At 56.4% G+C, this 16,677-nt stretch carries 16 protein-coding genes; 12 read left to right on the forward strand and 4 right to left on the reverse strand.

What is annotated here, in order from left to right:
• Positions 1 to 28 precede the first annotated feature (28 nt).
• The 4 genes from yrfG (at position 29) to pckA (ending at position 3,994) form a co-directional block, all read left to right on the forward strand.
• Entirely contained in the window at positions 29 to 712 is a 684-nt protein-coding gene (yrfG, locus tag ABFI50_RS07580; protein ID WP_014885534.1) for a GMP/IMP nucleotidase, read from the forward strand.
• A complete protein-coding gene (gene hslR / locus ABFI50_RS07585) occupies positions 709 to 1,110 on the forward strand; it encodes a ribosome-associated heat shock protein Hsp15 (protein WP_050862858.1) in 402 nt (133 codons plus the stop codon). Before yrfG ends, hslR begins: the two co-directional genes overlap by 4 nt.
• Before the next feature lie 18 nt (positions 1,111 to 1,128).
• Positions 1,129 to 2,013, forward strand: coding sequence for an Hsp33 family molecular chaperone HslO (hslO, locus tag ABFI50_RS07590; protein ID WP_162184515.1), 885 nt, complete (start codon positions 1,129 to 1,131; stop codon positions 2,011 to 2,013).
• Positions 2,014 to 2,374: 361 nt separating this feature from the next.
• Positions 2,375 to 3,994: a phosphoenolpyruvate carboxykinase (ATP) gene (gene pckA, locus ABFI50_RS07595; protein WP_023331490.1), complete on the forward strand. Its 1,620-nt coding sequence runs from the start codon at positions 2,375 to 2,377 to the stop codon at positions 3,992 to 3,994.
• A gap of 124 nt (positions 3,995 to 4,118) precedes the next feature.
• Here pckA and envZ read toward each other — a convergent pair whose 3' ends face one another.
• Entirely contained in the window at positions 4,119 to 5,465 is a 1,347-nt protein-coding gene (gene envZ / locus ABFI50_RS07600) for a two-component system sensor histidine kinase EnvZ (protein ID WP_014885538.1), read from the reverse strand.
• Positions 5,462 to 6,181, reverse strand: coding sequence for a two-component system response regulator OmpR (ompR, locus tag ABFI50_RS07605; protein WP_001157751.1), 720 nt, complete (start codon positions 6,179 to 6,181; stop codon positions 5,462 to 5,464). Before ompR ends, envZ begins: the two co-directional genes overlap by 4 nt.
• Before the next feature lie 228 nt (positions 6,182 to 6,409).
• Between ompR and greB the strand changes: the two genes are divergently transcribed.
• The 5 genes from greB to feoC all read left to right on the forward strand — a co-directional run bounded on the left by greB (position 6,410) and on the right by feoC (position 12,443).
• Positions 6,410 to 6,883: a transcription elongation factor GreB gene (gene greB / locus ABFI50_RS07610; protein WP_014885539.1), complete on the forward strand. Its 474-nt coding sequence runs from the start codon at positions 6,410 to 6,412 to the stop codon at positions 6,881 to 6,883.
• An 87-nt stretch (positions 6,884 to 6,970) separates the two neighbouring features.
• Complete coding sequence (locus tag ABFI50_RS07615; RefSeq protein WP_023331491.1) at positions 6,971 to 9,301, forward strand: Tex family protein; 2,331 nt, start codon at positions 6,971 to 6,973, stop codon at positions 9,299 to 9,301.
• Between the two features lie 318 nt (positions 9,302 to 9,619).
• The gene (gene feoA, locus ABFI50_RS07620) at positions 9,620 to 9,847 is read left to right on the forward strand and encodes a ferrous iron transporter A (RefSeq protein WP_008503050.1); all 228 of its coding nucleotides are present in this window, start codon (positions 9,620 to 9,622) and stop codon (positions 9,845 to 9,847) included.
• A 30-nt stretch (positions 9,848 to 9,877) separates the two neighbouring features.
• The gene (gene feoB / locus ABFI50_RS07625; RefSeq protein ID WP_180262348.1) at positions 9,878 to 12,196 is read left to right on the forward strand and encodes a Fe(2+) transporter permease subunit FeoB; all 2,319 of its coding nucleotides are present in this window, start codon (positions 9,878 to 9,880) and stop codon (positions 12,194 to 12,196) included.
• Positions 12,197 to 12,206: 10 nt separating this feature from the next.
• Positions 12,207 to 12,443, forward strand: coding sequence for a [Fe-S]-dependent transcriptional repressor FeoC (gene feoC, locus ABFI50_RS07630; protein WP_014885542.1), 237 nt, complete (start codon positions 12,207 to 12,209; stop codon positions 12,441 to 12,443).
• A gap of 44 nt (positions 12,444 to 12,487) precedes the next feature.
• Here the strand turns inward: feoC and ABFI50_RS07635 are convergent, their stop codons facing one another.
• Positions 12,488 to 12,757, reverse strand: coding sequence for a YdgH/BhsA/McbA-like domain containing protein (locus ABFI50_RS07635; protein ID WP_014885543.1), 270 nt, complete (start codon positions 12,755 to 12,757; stop codon positions 12,488 to 12,490).
• Between the two features lie 111 nt (positions 12,758 to 12,868).
• A complete protein-coding gene (gene bioH / locus ABFI50_RS07640; protein WP_063614503.1) occupies positions 12,869 to 13,642 on the reverse strand; it encodes a pimeloyl-ACP methyl ester esterase BioH in 774 nt (257 codons plus the stop codon).
• A 36-nt stretch (positions 13,643 to 13,678) separates the two neighbouring features.
• Between bioH and gntX the strand changes: the two genes are divergently transcribed.
• The 3 genes from gntX (at position 13,679) to gntT (ending at position 16,676) form a co-directional block, all read left to right on the forward strand.
• The gene (gene gntX, locus ABFI50_RS07645; RefSeq protein ID WP_180262349.1) at positions 13,679 to 14,362 is read left to right on the forward strand and encodes a DNA utilization protein GntX; all 684 of its coding nucleotides are present in this window, start codon (positions 13,679 to 13,681) and stop codon (positions 14,360 to 14,362) included.
• A 61-nt stretch (positions 14,363 to 14,423) separates the two neighbouring features.
• Positions 14,424 to 14,999: a Fe-S biogenesis protein NfuA gene (nfuA, locus tag ABFI50_RS07650; RefSeq protein WP_003861601.1), complete on the forward strand. Its 576-nt coding sequence runs from the start codon at positions 14,424 to 14,426 to the stop codon at positions 14,997 to 14,999.
• Positions 15,000 to 15,359: 360 nt separating this feature from the next.
• Positions 15,360 to 16,676, forward strand: a complete 1,317-nt coding sequence (gene gntT / locus ABFI50_RS07655) for a gluconate transporter (protein WP_014885546.1) — start codon at positions 15,360 to 15,362, stop codon at positions 16,674 to 16,676.
• Position 16,677: the final 1 nt, after the last annotated feature.

Consider the following 16,677-nt stretch of genomic DNA (forward strand, 5'->3'; position numbering starts at 1 on the left):
ACGTTTCTTCTGGCTGGAGTTCCCCCTTATGCATCTTGATATCGACTGGCAGCAGGTCGACACCGTTCTGCTGGATATGGACGGCACGCTGCTCGATCTCGCCTTTGATAACTATTTCTGGCAAAAGCTGGTACCGGAAACCTACGGCGAACAGCAGGGTATCTCCCCGGCAGAAGCACAGGCATTCATTCGTTCGCAATATAGCGCAGTGCAACATACGCTAAACTGGTACTGTCTTGACTACTGGAGCGAGCGCCTCGGTTTGGATATTTGTGCCATGACCACCGCCCAGGGCCCGCGCGCGGTACTGCGCGAAGATACGGTTCCGTTCCTGGACGCGCTGAAAGCCAGCGGCAAGCGCCGTATTTTGCTGACCAACGCGCATCCACATAATCTGGCCGTGAAGCTGGAGCACACGGGGCTGGCATCGCACCTTGATTTATTGCTTTCTACCCACACATTTGGTTATCCGAAAGAGGATCAGCGGTTGTGGCATGCGGTGAAGGAAGAGACCGGCTTGCAGCCGGAACGCACGCTGTTCATTGACGACAGCGAGCCCATTCTGGATTCCGCGGCAACGTTTGGCATTCGCTATTGTCTGGGCGTCACCAATCCTGACTCTGGCCTGGCTGAAAAACGCTATCTGCGACATCCTGGACTGAACGACTACCGCCAGATGATCCCCTCACTGACCGTGAAGGAGACGCCATGAAAGAAAAACCCTCTGACGGGGTAAGACTGGATAAATGGCTGTGGGCGGCCCGTTTTTATAAAACGCGCGCCCTTGCCCGCGAGATGATTGACGGCGGTAAAGTGCATTACAACGGCCAGCGCAGCAAGCCGAGCAAGCTGGTTGAGCTGAACGCCACCTTAACGCTACGCCAGGGCAACGATGAAAAAACGGTGGTGATTAAAGCCATTACCGAACAACGTCGGCCCGCATCGGAAGCCGCACTGCTTTATGAAGAGACGGCGGAAAGCGTTGATAAACGCGAGAAGACCGCGCTGGCGCGCAAAATGAATGCGCTAACCATGCCCCACCCGGACCGGCGGCCGGATAAAAAAGAGCGCCGCGATCTGATGAAATTTAAACACGGTGAGACAGAGTAACCCTCACCCGCACGAGAGATGAAAATGGCCCAACACGACCAATTACACCGCTATCTGTTTGAACAATTCGCCGTGCGCGGCGAACTGGTCACCGTATCCGAAACCTGGAAACAGATTCTGGAAAACCACAATTACCCGCTGCCGGTGAAGACCCTGTTGGGCGAACTGCTGGTTGCCACCAGCCTGCTGACCGCGACGCTGAAATTTGCCGGTGATATTACCGTGCAGCTGCAGGGTGACGGCCCAATGACGCTGGCAGTGATCAACGGCAATAACCAGCAGCAGATGCGCGGCGTCGCACGCGTTCAGGGCGATGTGCCTGAAAATGCAGACCTCAAAACGCTGGTAGGGAATGGCTACCTGGTGATCACCATCTCCCCTGAGGAAGGTGAACGCTATCAGGGCGTGGTCGGCCTCGAAGGGGATACCCTGGCAGCCTGCCTGGAAGATTACTTCATGCGTTCTGAACAGCTGCCGACGCGTCTGTTCATCCGCACCGGTGAAGTGGATGGTCAGCCTGCTGCGGGCGGTATGCTGCTGCAAGTTCTGCCAGCCCAGGACGCACAGACCAATGACTTCGAGCACCTGGCGACGCTGACCGAAACCGTCAAAGCAGAAGAGCTGTTTAACCTGTCGGCGACTGACGTGCTGTGGCGTCTGTACCACGAAGAAGAAGTGACCGTTTACGACCCGCAGGCGGTGGAGTTCAAATGCACCTGTTCTCGCGAACGCTGCGCGGGTGCGCTGAAAACCCTGCCAGATGAAGAGATCGACAGCATCATGGCGGAAGACGGCGAAATTGATATGCACTGTGACTACTGCGGTACGCACTATGTGTTCAATTCAATGGATATCGCTGAGATCCGCAACAACGCCTCCCCGGCGGATCCGCAGGTTCACTAATACCCTTCCTTCTCCCCATCCAGTTCTCTCTCCCTGTGGGAGAGGGAACTGGGTGAGGGCAAAAAACCTCGCTTAAGCTGAATCGTTTTCCGTATGTAACTCTTACGTAATTTTCTTACGTGTATGCGATTACATTCACATTCTCTCCGATAAAATCACCAGCCTTTAACCTTTTCGGAACATTTTCCCCAACCAAAAAGCGATTCCTGCGATAATCCGCCTGCACTGTGACTGGAGTCGCAGCGTTTTCCGTTAGTAAGGGTTTTGTCCAGATGCGTAAATCTATGAGCCCCGTCGCGGTTAACAACCCCAGAAAAACCCTACAATTTCAGGCAGTACATATTGGCTAAGGAGCAGTGATATGCGTGTTACTGGTTTAACCCCGCAAGATCTCAAGGCTTATGGTATTCACGACGTCCAGGAAGTCGTCTACAACCCCGACTACGATACGCTGTATCAGGAAGAGCTCAATCCAGCACTGGAAGGATACGAGCGCGGTGTGTTGACGAATCTTGGTGCTATCGCCGTCGATACTGGTATTTTTACCGGTCGTTCGCCGAAAGATAAGTATATCGTCCGAGACGAAACCACCCGCGATACGCTGTGGTGGGCTGACAAAGGCAAAGGGAAGAACGACAACAAACCGCTCTCTCCGGAAACCTGGCAGCATCTGAAAGGGCTCGTCACCCATCAACTTTCTGGCAAGCGTCTGTTTATCGTAGACGCTTTCTGCGGCGCTAACGCCGACACCCGTCTCTCCGTACGTTTCATTACCGAAGTAGCCTGGCAGGCGCATTTCGTGAAGAACATGTTTATTCGTCCAACCGACGAAGAGCTGCAGGACTTCACGCCTGACTTCATCGTAATGAACGGTGCGAAATGCACTAACCCGCAGTGGAAAGAGCAGGGCCTGAACTCCGAAAACTTTGTCGCCTTCAACCTGACCGAGCGTATCCAGCTGATCGGCGGTACCTGGTACGGCGGCGAGATGAAGAAAGGGATGTTCTCGGTCATGAACTACCTGCTGCCACTGCGCGGCATCGCGTCCATGCACTGCTCGGCGAACGTCGGCGAGAAAGGCGATGTGGCGGTGTTCTTCGGCCTGTCCGGCACAGGGAAAACCACCCTCTCCACCGACCCGAAACGTCGTCTGATTGGCGATGACGAACACGGCTGGGACGATGACGGCGTGTTTAACTTTGAAGGCGGCTGCTACGCGAAGACCATTCGCCTGTCAGAAGAGGCTGAGCCGGATATCTTCCACGCAATCCGTCGCGATGCGCTGCTGGAAAACGTCACCGTACGTGCCGACGGCTCTATCGACTTTGACGACGCCTCGAAAACCGAAAACACGCGCGTGTCATACCCGATCTACCACATCGACAACATCGTGAAGCCGGTGTCAAAAGCGGGTCATGCTACGAAGGTGATTTTCCTGACGGCGGATGCCTTTGGCGTGCTGCCTCCGGTATCTCGCCTGACCGCCAGCCAGACGCAGTACCACTTCCTTTCTGGCTTTACGGCCAAACTGGCGGGTACCGAGCGCGGCGTGACGGAGCCAACCCCAACCTTCTCCGCCTGCTTCGGCGCAGCATTCCTGTCGCTGCACCCGACGCAGTACGCTGAAGTGCTGGTGAAACGCATGCAGGCGTCTGGCGCGCAGGCCTACCTGGTGAACACCGGCTGGAACGGGACTGGCAAACGTATCTCTATCAAGGATACTCGCGCCATTATCGACGCCATTCTGGATGGTTCTCTCGATAACGCCGAAACCTTCACGCTGCCGATGTTTGACCTGGCCATTCCAACGTCGCTGCCGGGTGTGGATACGCATATCCTCGACCCGCGCAATACGTACGGTTCGCCGGAACAGTGGCGCGAGAAGGCAGAATCGCTGGCGAAGCTGTTTATTGAGAACTTCGAGAAATATACCGATACACCAGCGGGCGAAGCGCTGGTGAGTGCGGGACCGAAGCTGTAGCCCTTCTCCCTCTCCCTGTGGGAGAGGGCCAGGGTGAGGGCATCAGGCCGCAGAGGTCGCATGTTGTCGGGTGGCGGCTTCGCCTTACCCGACCTACAAAAAAGGTGGCTTTTGCCACCTTTTTTTAACTCTCTTTCACCTGTCCGCGCGTCACCGGCACCGGTAACCAGGCGCGAATGCTCAGCCCACCCCGCTCGCTGGTGCCGATCTCCAGCAATCCGTTATGGTTATCGATAATACGCTGCACAATCGCCAGGCCTAAGCCCGTACCACTGGTGCTGCGCGCACTGTCGCCACGCACAAACGGCTGGAACAGATGCTTACGCTGCTCGGGCTTAATACCCGGACCGTCATCTTCCACCTGGAACCAGGCGCGGTTGAGTTCAGACCCGCTGCTGACTTTAATCCAGCCGTTGCCGTAGCGCGCCGCGTTGACCACCATGTTCGCCACCGCACGCTTAATGGAGAGCGGGTGCATACGGACCTGAATTTCACCGGCCTGAAGGGCAGTATCAATTTCACGTTCATAACCACTTTCCGCGGCCACCACTTCACCCAGCACCGCGTTCAGATCCGCCATCTCCATCGGCATCTCCTGCCCGGTACGGAGATAGTCGATGAACTGCTCGATGATGGCGTTACACTCTTCGATGTCCTTGTTGATGGACTCGGCGAGATAACCATCTTCTTCGCCCATCATCTCCGTTGCCAGACGGATACGCGTCAACGGCGTGCGCAGGTCGTGACTGACGCCCGCCATCAGCAGCGTACGGTCATCCGCCAGCTGCTTCACACCTGCGGCCATGTGGTTAAAGGCCCGCGTCACAGAACGCACTTCCGAGGCGCCATACTCGCGCAGCGGGGGAGGAATAATGCCTTTACCGACCTGCAGCGCAGCGTGCTCCAGGTCGACCAGCGGTCGGTTCTGTATACGGATAAACAGCCAGGCCCCGCCTATCGCCAGCAGCATAATGGCGAGCGTATAGCGGAACAGCGGCGAGAAGTCGCCCTGATGGATTTCCGTCAGCGGAACGCGCACCCAGATGTTGGGTGACAGCCAGGTTTTCAGCCAGACGACAGGCGAGCTTTTGTTGACCTCAACACGGACTTCCGTTGGCCCCCCCAGCTGCTGCGCCATCTGCTGGCTAAGAAATTCGTAGTGCTGCGCCCAGCGCAAACCCGCGTCTTCTGCCGCCTCATTCGAGTAGAGCGAAATGCCCAGCTCACGGTAGATTTCACGGCGAAACGCCGGGGGAACGACCAGTTGCGTGCCGTCCTCCAGTTGCAGTTTATCGGTCATCAGCATACGGACTTCGTACGCCAGGACCTTATTAAACTGCTGGAGGCTCGGCAAAATCGCAAAGTTCAAAACCACCAGGTAGGTCGTCACCAGGCTGACGAACAGCAAGGTGACGATCAGTAACAGGGTGCGGGCAAATGAGCTTCGCGGCGAGAAGCGCATTCGCCTCATGCTTTAGAGCCGTCCGGGACAAACACGTAGCCCAGACCCCATACGGTCTGAATATAACGAGGATGCGCCGGATCTTCTTCCACCATGCGGCGCAGACGGGAGATCTGCACGTCGATGGAGCGTTCCATTGCCGAGTATTCGCGACCACGCGCCAGGTTCATCAGCTTGTCACGGGAAAGCGGCTCACGCGGGTGGCTGACCAGCGCTTTCAGCACCGCAAACTCACCGCTGGTGAGCGGCATTGGCTCGTCTTCACGGAACATCTCACGCGTACCGAGGTTCAGCTTGAACTTGCCGAAGGCAATCACCGCTTCTTCCTGCGACGGTGCGCCAGGCAGCTCGTTCGCCTGACGACGCAGCACGGCACGAATACGCGCCAGCAGTTCACGCGGGTTAAACGGTTTTGGAATGTAGTCATCCGCGCCGATTTCGAGGCCCACGATACGGTCAACTTCTTCACCCTTCGCGGTCACCATGATGATCGGCATCGGGTTACTCTGGCTACGCAGACGACGGCAGATAGAGAGCCCGTCCTCGCCCGGCAGCATCAGGTCGAGAACCATCAGATGGAAAGATTCACGGGTTAGCAGACGATCCATCTGCTCAGCGTTCGCGACGCTACGAACCTGGAAGCCCTGCTCGGTCAGATAACGCTCCAGCAGCGCACGCAGGCGCATGTCGTCATCCACGACCAGAATTTTGTAGTTCTCTTGCATTGTGTGTACTCCCAAAGGTTCGGATAGTCTTTGTGACAGCGTATTCTAAAAAAGTGCACGTATTCGACCAGCGAAATCTGGTATAAATTCTAGTCGAAATTGTTACAAAGCATATTTAACAGCAGCTTATCTGCTCATTTCATCACATAAATCATTATTAATCCTGTCTGTTACACTGTGTGGTACGTATTGTGCGCCAGACAGAAAACAGGCAGCAAAGGCTTTACCATGAAAACGCCCCTGATCACCCGCGAAGGGTACGAAAAACTCAAAAAAGAGATGGATTACCTGTGGCGTGAAGAGCGCCCTGAAGTAACCAAAAAGGTGACCTGGGCGGCAAGCCTGGGCGATCGCAGCGAAAATGCTGACTACCAGTACAACAAAAAGCGACTGCGTGAGATTGACCGTCGGGTACGCTACCTGACCAAGTGCCTTGAGAACCTGAAAATTGTCGATTACTCCCCGCAGCAGGAGGGCAAAGTGTTCTTCGGCGCGTGGGTGGAGATTGAAAACGACGACGGTGACACCCTGCGTTTTCGCATTGTCGGCTACGATGAAATTTTTGGTCGTAAGGATTACATCTCCATCGACTCCCCGATGGCCCGCGCGCTGCTGAAAAAGGAAGTGGGTGATTTGGCCGTCGTTCAGACTCCCGCCGGTGAAGCCAGCTGGTACGTCAATGAGATCGTCTACGTAAAATAGTCCGAGAGCGCCCTCCCCGGCTGGCATTTTGCCGTGTCAGCCCGTATAACTATCCCCTGATTTTTCGACTCAACAGATGATAAAGCCATGATGAAAGATTCGCTCTGCCGCATTATTGCGGGTGAACTTCAGGCCAGAGCCGAACAGGTAGAAGCTGCCGTTCGCCTGCTTGATGAAGGGAACACCGTGCCGTTTATTGCACGTTATCGTAAGGAAGTCACCGGCGGTCTGGATGACACGCAGCTGCGTAACCTGGAAACCCGTCTGGGATACCTGCGTGAACTGGAAGACCGTCGTCAGGCGATCCTCAAATCCATTGGCGAACAGGGCAAGCTGACCAGCGAACTGGAAAGCGCCATTAACGGCACCCTGAGCAAAACCGAACTCGAAGATCTCTATCTGCCTTACAAACCGAAGCGCCGCACGCGCGGGCAGATCGCGATTGAAGCAGGCCTTGAGCCGCTGGCCGACCTGCTGTGGAATGAGCCGTCCCACCATCCGGAAACTGAGGCGGCGAAATTCATCGATGCCGACAAAGGCGTCGCGGACACCAAGGCCGCCCTCGACGGTGCGCGTTACATTCTGATGGAACGCTTTGCCGAAGACGCCGCCCTGCTGGCTAAAGTGCGTGATTACCTGTGGAAGAATGCGCACATCGTCTCTACCGTCGTGGCGGGGAAAGAGGAAGAAGGCGCGAAATTCCGCGACTACTTCGATCACCACGAACCGATTTCTACTACCCCTTCACACCGTGCGCTGGCAATGTTCCGCGGTCGCAACGAAGGTGTGCTGCAGCTCTCCCTGAACGCTGATCCGCAGTTTGACGAGCCGCCGAAAGAGAGCCACTGCGAGCAGATCATCATTGACCATCTCGGCCTGCGCCTGAACAACGCTCCGGCAGACAGCTGGCGCAAAGGCGTGGTGAGCTGGACCTGGCGCATCAAGGTGCTGATGCACCTCGAAACCGAGCTGATGGGCACCGTGCGCGAGCGCGCCGAAGATGAAGCGATCAACGTTTTCGCCCGTAACCTGCACGACCTGCTGATGGCGGCGCCTGCTGGCCTGCGCGCGACCATGGGTCTCGATCCGGGCCTGCGTACCGGTGTGAAAGTGGCGGTGGTTGACGGCACCGGCAAGCTGGTCGCCACTGACACCATCTATCCGCACACCGGACAGGCAGCGAAAGCGGCTGTCGTGGTTGCCGCTCTGTGTGAAAAATACAACGTCGAGCTGGTCGCCATCGGTAACGGTACGGCGTCCCGCGAGACTGAACGTTTCTTCCTCGACGTGCAGAAGCAGTTCCCGAAAGTCACGGCGCAGAAGGTGATCGTCAGCGAAGCGGGCGCATCAGTCTATTCCGCCTCCGAGCTGGCGGCGCAGGAATTCCCGGACCTGGACGTTTCATTGCGCGGCGCGGTCTCTATCGCCCGTCGTTTGCAGGATCCGCTGGCGGAGCTGGTGAAAATTGATCCGAAATCCATCGGCGTGGGCCAGTACCAGCACGATGTGAGCCAGACTCAGCTGGCACGCAAGCTGGATGCGGTCGTAGAAGACTGCGTAAACGCCGTCGGTGTTGACCTGAATACCGCCTCCGTGCCGCTGCTGACCCGCGTGGCGGGCTTAACCCGCATGATGGCGCAGAACATCGTCGCCTGGCGTGATGAGAACGGCCAGTTCCAGAACCGTCAGCAGCTGCTGAAGGTGAGCCGTCTGGGGCCGAAAGCGTTTGAGCAATGCGCGGGCTTCCTGCGCATCAACCACGGCGATAACCCGCTGGATGCCTCCACCGTTCACCCGGAAGCCTACCCGGTGGTGGAACGTATTCTGGCCGCCACCCAGCAGGCGCTGAAGGACCTGATGGGCGATAGCAGTGCCCTGCGCAACCTCAAAGCGGTGGATTTCACCGACGACAAATTTGGTGTGCCAACCGTCACCGATATCATCAAAGAGCTGGAAAAACCGGGCCGCGATCCGCGTCCTGAGTTCAAAACGGCGACCTTTGCTGACGGCATCGAGACCATGAACGATCTGCTGCCCGGCATGGTGCTGGAAGGCGCGGTAACTAACGTCACCAACTTCGGCGCGTTTGTGGATATCGGCGTGCATCAGGATGGCCTGGTTCACATCTCTTCTCTCGCCGACAAGTTCGTTGAAGACCCGCACACCGTGGTCAAAGCGGGCGACATCGTGAAGGTGAAAGTGCTGGAAGTGGACCTGCAGCGCAAACGTATCGCCCTGACCATGCGTCTGGACGAGCAGCCAGGCGACACCAACGCGCGTCGTGGCGGAAACGGTGGCGCTCGTGACTCTCAGCGCCCGGCCGCGAAAGCGGCAAAACCGCGCGGGCGTGATGCTCAGCCAGCGGGCAATAGTGCGATGATGGATGCGCTGGCGGCCGCGATGGGCAAGAAGCGCTAAGTGATAAACGCCCGGTGGCGCTACGCTTACCGGGCCTACGGTTTTGTAGGCCGGGCAAACGCAGTGCCGCCCGGCAAGCAGGCCGCAAAGAATTAAAACAAATAGAGTGCATCCATATTTAAACCACTAATTATCACTTCATTAACAAATAACCCTCTTCTCTTTATCTCCGCATTTCAGCAAATATTGAGCAAGGTCAAACAGGCCGTAAATTAATACACCAAACAACATTCCGTCACAGTTTTATTATTGCTGATAAAAACTATTCTCATTATCATCCCATAGTAGATAATTTAACCTTTCGTGGAAGCAGGCGTTATGCAATTCACTCCAGACAGTGCGTGGAAGATTACCGGTTTTACCCGCGAAATTAGCCCGGCCTATCGGCAAAAGCTGCTCTCGCTGGGCATGCTGCCCGGCTCGTCATTCCAGGTGGTGCGCGTGGCGCCGTTAGGCGATCCGGTTCACATTGAAACCCGACGCGTGAATCTGGTCCTGCGTAAAAAAGACCTCGCATTAATAGAAGTCGAAGCCTTATCCCGATAACGAGCCAGCGGTTTCAGTGAGTCTAAAAAAATGAAAAAATTAACTATTGGCTTAATTGGCAATCCTAATTCCGGCAAGACCACGCTATTTAACCAGCTCACGGGCGCGCGCCAGCGCGTCGGTAACTGGGCAGGCGTAACCGTTGAACGTAAAGAAGGCCAGTTCACGACAACGGATCATCAGGTCACTCTGGTTGACCTTCCCGGCACCTATTCCTTGACCACCATTTCGTCGCAGACCTCGCTCGATGAGCAAATTGCCTGCCACTACATTCTGAGCGGCGACGCGGATCTGCTGATCAACGTGGTCGACGCCTCCAATCTCGAGCGCAACCTCTACCTGACGCTGCAACTGCTGGAGCTGGGTATTCCCTGCATCGTGGCGCTCAACATGCTCGACATTGCAGAGAAACAAAAGCTGCGCATCGACGTCGATGCCCTCTCCGCGCGCCTGGGTTGCCCGGTAGTGCCGCTGGTCTCAACGCGCGCTCGCGGGATTGATGCCCTGAAGCTGGCGATTGACCGTCACACGGGAAATCACGACGTTGAGCTGGTGCATTACGCCCGCCCGCTGCTGCGCGAAGCCGATCTGCTGGCGCAGGAGATGGACAAAAGCATGCCTGCAAAACAGCGCCAGTGGCTCGGCCTGCAGATGCTGGAAGGCGATATCTATAGCCGCGCCTATGCCGGACATGCGGCAGATAAACTGGACGCGACGGTGGCCCGTCTCAGCGACGAGCTGGACGACCCGGCGCTGCACATCGCCGATGCACGATACCAGGCCATCGCCTCGATTTGCGACGTGGTCAGTAATGCCCTGACGGCGGAACCCAGCCGCTTTACGGCGGCGGTGGATAAGGTTGTACTCAACCGCTTCCTCGGTTTGCCGATCTTCCTGCTGGTGATGTACGTGATGTTCCTGCTCGCCATCAACATCGGCGGCGCACTCCAGCCGATTTTTGACGCCGGTTCCGTCGCGATCTTTGTACACGGGATTCAGTGGGTGGGTTACACCCTGCACTTCCCGGAGTGGCTGACCATTTTCCTCGCTCAGGGGCTCGGCGGGGGCATTAACACCGTTCTGCCGCTGGTACCGCAGATCGGCATGATGTATCTGTTCCTCTCGTTCCTGGAAGATTCAGGTTATATGGCGCGCGCCGCGTTCGTCATGGACCGCCTGATGCAGGCCCTGGGTCTGCCCGGCAAATCCTTCGTACCGCTGATTGTCGGCTTCGGCTGTAACGTGCCGTCGGTCATGGGTGCCCGTACCCTGGATGCTCCGCGTGAACGCCTGATGACCATTATGATGGCGCCGTTTATGTCCTGCGGTGCGCGTCTGGCCATCTTCGCCGTCTTTGCGGCCGCCTTCTTTGGTCAGCAGGGCGCGCTGGCAGTCTTCTCGCTGTATGTTCTGGGCATCGTGATGGCGATCCTGACCGGTTTAATGCTCAAGCACACGATTATGCGCGGTGAAGCCTCACCGTTTGTGATGGAGCTGCCGGTCTATCACGTTCCACACCTGAAAAGCCTGGTGATCCAGACCTGGCAACGCCTGAAAGGGTTTGTGCTGCGTGCTGGTAAGGTGATTGTCATCGTCAGCATTTTCCTGAGCGCGCTGAACAGCTTCACCCTCAGCGGTCAGGCAGCAGATAACATCAACGATTCTGCCCTCGCCTCCGTCAGCCGCATCATCACGCCGGTCTTCAAACCGATTGGCGTGCATGAGGATAACTGGCAGGCGACCGTGGGCCTGTTCACCGGTGCGATGGCGAAAGAGGTGGTTGTCGGCACCCTGAACACGCTTTACACCGCGGAGAACATCCAGGAACAGGAATTTAATCCGGCAGCGTTTCACCTCGGTGATGAACTGCTGGGTGCCGTCGAGGAGACCTGGCAGAGCCTGAAAGATACCTTCAGCCTCAGCGTGCTGGCGAACCCGATTGAGGCCAGCAAAGGCGACGGTGAAATGGCGACGGGAGCCATGGGCGTGATGGGCGAGAAATTTGGTAGCGCATCTGCGGCCTACAGCTATCTCATCTTTGTTCTGCTCTATATTCCGTGCATCTCCGTCATGGGAGCGATTGCGCGTGAATCCAGTCGCGGCTGGATGGGCTTCTCCATTCTGTGGGGGCTAAATATCGCTTACTCGCTGGCGACGCTGTTTTATCAGACCGTTAATTTCAGTCAGCACCCACGCTACAGCCTGGTTTGTATCCTCGCGGTTGTCCTGTTTAACGTGATTGTTCTTGGCCTGCTGCGCCGGGCACGCAGCCGCGTCGATATTGACCTGCTGGCAAATCGTAAAACCGCCGCGACCTGCTGCAACAGCCCGGCGGGCGACTGTCACTAAGGAGCACACCATGGCGTCATTGATTCAGGTGCGTGACATGCTGGCTCTGCAGGGCCGGATGGAGGCGAAACAGCTGAGCCTCAGCCTGCATACGCCCCAGCCGATGATCGATGCCATGCTGGAACGCCTTGAAGCCATGGGTAAAGCCGTGCGGATCCAGGAGGAGGCAGAGGGTTGCCTCTCTGGCAGTTGTAAAAGTTGTCCGGAAGGAAAGGCTTGCCTGCGGGAGTGGTGGGCACTGCGCTAATACTGCACTCATAAAGCCGGGCATCGCTGCCCGGCTTTATCATATTACTTATAGACGTCCGCGGTGGCGCGTACGTTTTTGGTCTGTTTTTCTGCACTGGTGACGACGTAGTACGTCCCGCCCATCTCATCCGCTTTCTTCGACAGCTCTTTTCTCGCATCCATCGGCGCGGTGGTGTCAGACGTAGAAATCTCACCGATTTTCGTCAGATTCATGCCGGCAACTTTATCTTTTTCCAGCTCTTTTGCCGCAAAGACGCCAAATGACAGTGACCCAATAACCAGAGAAGTGACAATACCTGTAACAAGTTTCATAGCCTGACTCTCCATAGGATTGTTGTTTTGATCATCGTAGGCATAACAACCGCAACGACATCTGGAGTATGGTTGCGGTGTGTTACTTTTTCCAGGCTGGATAGAAAATAATCAGTCTAAACGTTGACTTAACGCAATGAGCGCTGAACAAAATTCCGTCGGATGAGAGATAAACGGGGCATGCGCGGCTTTGGCAATGACCTGCGATTCGCTGTCCGGCCAGAGGGAGTCCAGCAAGGGCACCACTTTGCGCGGCACCAGCCCGTCAAGATAACCATAGATACGCAGATGCGGCATCGTCAGCGCGGCCAGCGGCTCACGCAGATCGACCGTTTTCAGAATTTCAAGGCCGCCGTTGAGCACCTCAACGTCCGGCATCGGCAAAGAGAGCACCACCTGCTTCAGCGCTCTGGCATCCTGTCGCGCGGTTTCGGTGCCCATCGTCTGTAGCGCGAGGAACCGCTCTACGGTCCGCTGGAAATCGTCACTCAGCTGCTGCTGGAAACCCGCCAGCACGTCAGGCTTTATTCCGGGCCACGTCTCCTGCGCGCTAAAACAGGGCGATGAGGCCACCGTCACCAGCGCGTTTACGCGCTCGGGCCAGGAAAGCGCAATCTGGCTTGCCACCAGCCCACCCAGGCTCCAGCCCAGCCAGATGGCATGTTGTGGCGCCGCGTTCAGCACCTCCTGCGCCATCTCTTCGAGCGTCATCGCACCATAACCGTGGCTACGGCCATACCCCGGTAGATCAACCAGATGTAACATAAATTGCGAGGCTAGTTCCTCGTTTATGCAATGCCATACTTCTGCATTCAGGCCCCATCCGTGCAGCAGCACAAGATGGCAATTTCCTGTCCCAACGGTCTGCCACCACAGCGTCTTCATCAGTTACTGTTCTCTTTTTTCACATGGAGGTTGAACATGCTAACAGTGCCCGGCTTGTGCTGGCTATGCAAAATGCCGCTTGCCCTTAGCGCCTGGGGCGTCTGTTCCGTCTGCACGCGTTCGCTGGAAAGGCGTATCACCACCTGCCCACAATGTGGTTTACCCGCCACGAACCGCTATTTACCCTGTGGCCGCTGCCTGAAAAAACCCCCGCCGTGGAGCGCGCTGGTGGCGGTGGATGATTACGTTCGACCGCTGAGCAGGCTGATTCACGCCCTGAAGTTTTCCGGCCAGAGTTCGCTGGCACCGCCCCTTGCCCGCCTGTTATTGCTGGCGGTTTTACAGGCACGGCGAACCCGCACCCTGCCGAAAATTGATATGGTGGTCAATGTTCCCCTGTATCGCCGTCGCCACTGGCGGCGTGGTTACAATCAGAGCGACCTGCTCTGCCGTCCGCTCGCCCGCTGGCTCGGCTGTCGATACACTACCAGCGCACTCACCCGCGTACATGCCACCGCCGTTCAGCATCAGCTCAACGCCCGGCTGCGCAAAAGAAACCTCAAAAATGCCTTTCGCCTTGAATTGGCGGTTAACGGCCTCCATATCGCGATTGTGGATGATGTCGTCACCACAGGCAGTACCGTTGCTGAACTTTCCCGACTGCTTTTGCAAAGCGGCGCCGCGTCGGTTCAGGTATGGTGTCTGTGCCGTACCTTGTAGCCCTTCTTCAATGGGCGTATGATTATACCCAGGTAATTTAGTCAACTATTAGGCCAAAGCTATGATCCGTATTTCCGATTCTGCACAAGCGCACTTTGCCAAACTGCTGGCAAATCAGGAAGAAGGGACGCAGATCCGCGTGTTTGTGATTAACCCGGGCACGCCGAATGCAGAATGCGGTGTCTCTTATTGTCCGCCAGACGCTGTGGAAGCAACTGACACTGCCCTTAAGTTTGAACAGCTCACCGCTTATGTTGATGAGCTGAGCGCGCCGTATCTTGAAGATGCGGAGATCGACTTCGTCACCGACCAACTGGGCTCTCAGCTGACCCTGAAAGCGCCGAACGCCAAAATGCGTAAAGTCTCAGACGATGCCCCGCTGATGGAGCGCGTTGAATATCTGCTGCAATCCCAGATCAACCCACAGCTGGCGGGTCATGGTGGTCGCGTTTCCCTGATGGAAATCACGGAAGACGGCCTGGCGATCCTGCAGTTTGGTGGCGGCTGTAACGGTTGTTCTATGGTCGATGTGACGCTGAAAGAAGGGATCGAGAAGCAGCTGCTGAACGAGTTCCCGGAACTGAAAGGCGTACGTGACCTGACCGAGCACCAGCGCGGCGAGCATTCTTACTACTAAGCCGTCTGCCTTTGCCCGGTGGCGCTGCGCTTACCGGGCCTACAAAACAGTTACTGCATCCGAATCGCAGGCCGGGTCAGGCGAAGCCGCCACCCGGCTTTTGTTTTCCCGCCGCGCCTCCTCTATATGTTGACCTGCGTCTCATAATTCACATTTTGCCTGCCTGGGTGATTCTCAACCACGCCATGTTACCCGTATCATTCTCGTGGGCACTAAGCACACTCATAACAGCCGACTAAACTTAATGGTTTGCAAGGCATCAGTATTAGTGCCGTTACTTCTCTGTTCCCAGTTGGGACAATCGGAATGTGTCGTTGAAACAATGACGTTACCCATAACAATTCAAAGGCCAGGTAAATCATGCCATTAGTCATCGTTGCTATCGGTGTTGTGTTATTACTGCTCTTGATGATCCGTTTCAAAATGAACGGATTTATCGCTCTGGTTCTGGTGGCACTTGCAGTCGGTCTGATGCAGGGTATGCCGCTGGTTAAAGTTATCAGCTCCATTAAAGCCGGTGTCGGCGGCACGCTCGGCAGCCTGGCGCTGATCATGGGCTTTGGTGCCATGCTCGGCAAAATGCTGGCAGACTGTGGCGGCGCGCAGCGTATTGCCACCACGCTTATCGACAAATTTGGTAAGAAGAACATTCAGTGGGCGGTGGTGTTGACCGGTTTTACCGTCGGTTTCGCGCTGTTCTATGAAGTGGGCTTCGTGCTGATGCTGCCACTGGTGTTCACCATCGCAGCGGCAGCTAACATTCCGCTGCTGTTTGTAGGTGTGCCAATGGCTGCGGCGCTGTCCGTGACCCACGGCTTCCTGCCACCTCACCCGGGCCCAACGGCAATCGCCACCATCTTCCACGCCGATATGGGTAAAACCCTGCTGTTCGGTACGATTCTGGCAATCCCGACCGTGATTCTGGCAGGCCCGGTATATGCCCGCTTCCTGAAAGGTATCGATAAGCCAATTCCGGAAGGTCTGTACAGCGCGAAAACCTTCACCGAAGAAGAGATGCCTGGCTTTGGCGTCAGCGTCTGGACCTCACTGGTACCGGTGATCCTGATGGCGATGCGCGCCGTGGCAGAGATGATCCTGCCGAAAGGTCATGCGTTCCTGGGCGTGGCAGAGTTCCTGGGCGATCCGGTCATGGCTACGCTGATTGCCGTCCTGATCGCGATGTTCACCTTCGGTCTGAACCGGGGTCGTTCAATGGATCAGATCAACGACACATTGACCTCTTCCATCAAAATTATTGCCATGATGCTCCTGATCATCGGCGGTGGCGGTGCGTTCAAGCAGGTGCTGGTTGACAGCGGCGTGGACAAATACATCGCTGCGATGATGCATGAAACCAACGTGTCGCCGCTCCTGATGGCCTGGTCTATTGCCGCGGTTCTGCGTATTGCGCTGGGTTCTGCAACCGTTGCTGCGATTACTGCAGGCGGTATCGTTGCGCCGCTGATTGCCACCACGGGCGTCAGTCCTGAGCTGATGGTTATCGCGGTCGGTTCCGGTAGCGTGATTTTCTCTCACGTGAACGACCCGGGCTTCTGGCTGTTTAAGGAGTACTTCAACCTGACCATCGGTGAAACCATCAAGTCCTGGTCCGCGCTGGAAACCATTATTTCGGTGTGTGGCCTGGTTGGGGTGCTGCTGTTGAATATGGTGGTTTGAT

It is taken from the genome of Enterobacter sp. HNDS-6, from assembly GCF_039850505.1.
GTDB classification, from domain to species: domain Bacteria; phylum Pseudomonadota; class Gammaproteobacteria; order Enterobacterales; family Enterobacteriaceae; genus Enterobacter; species Enterobacter kobei.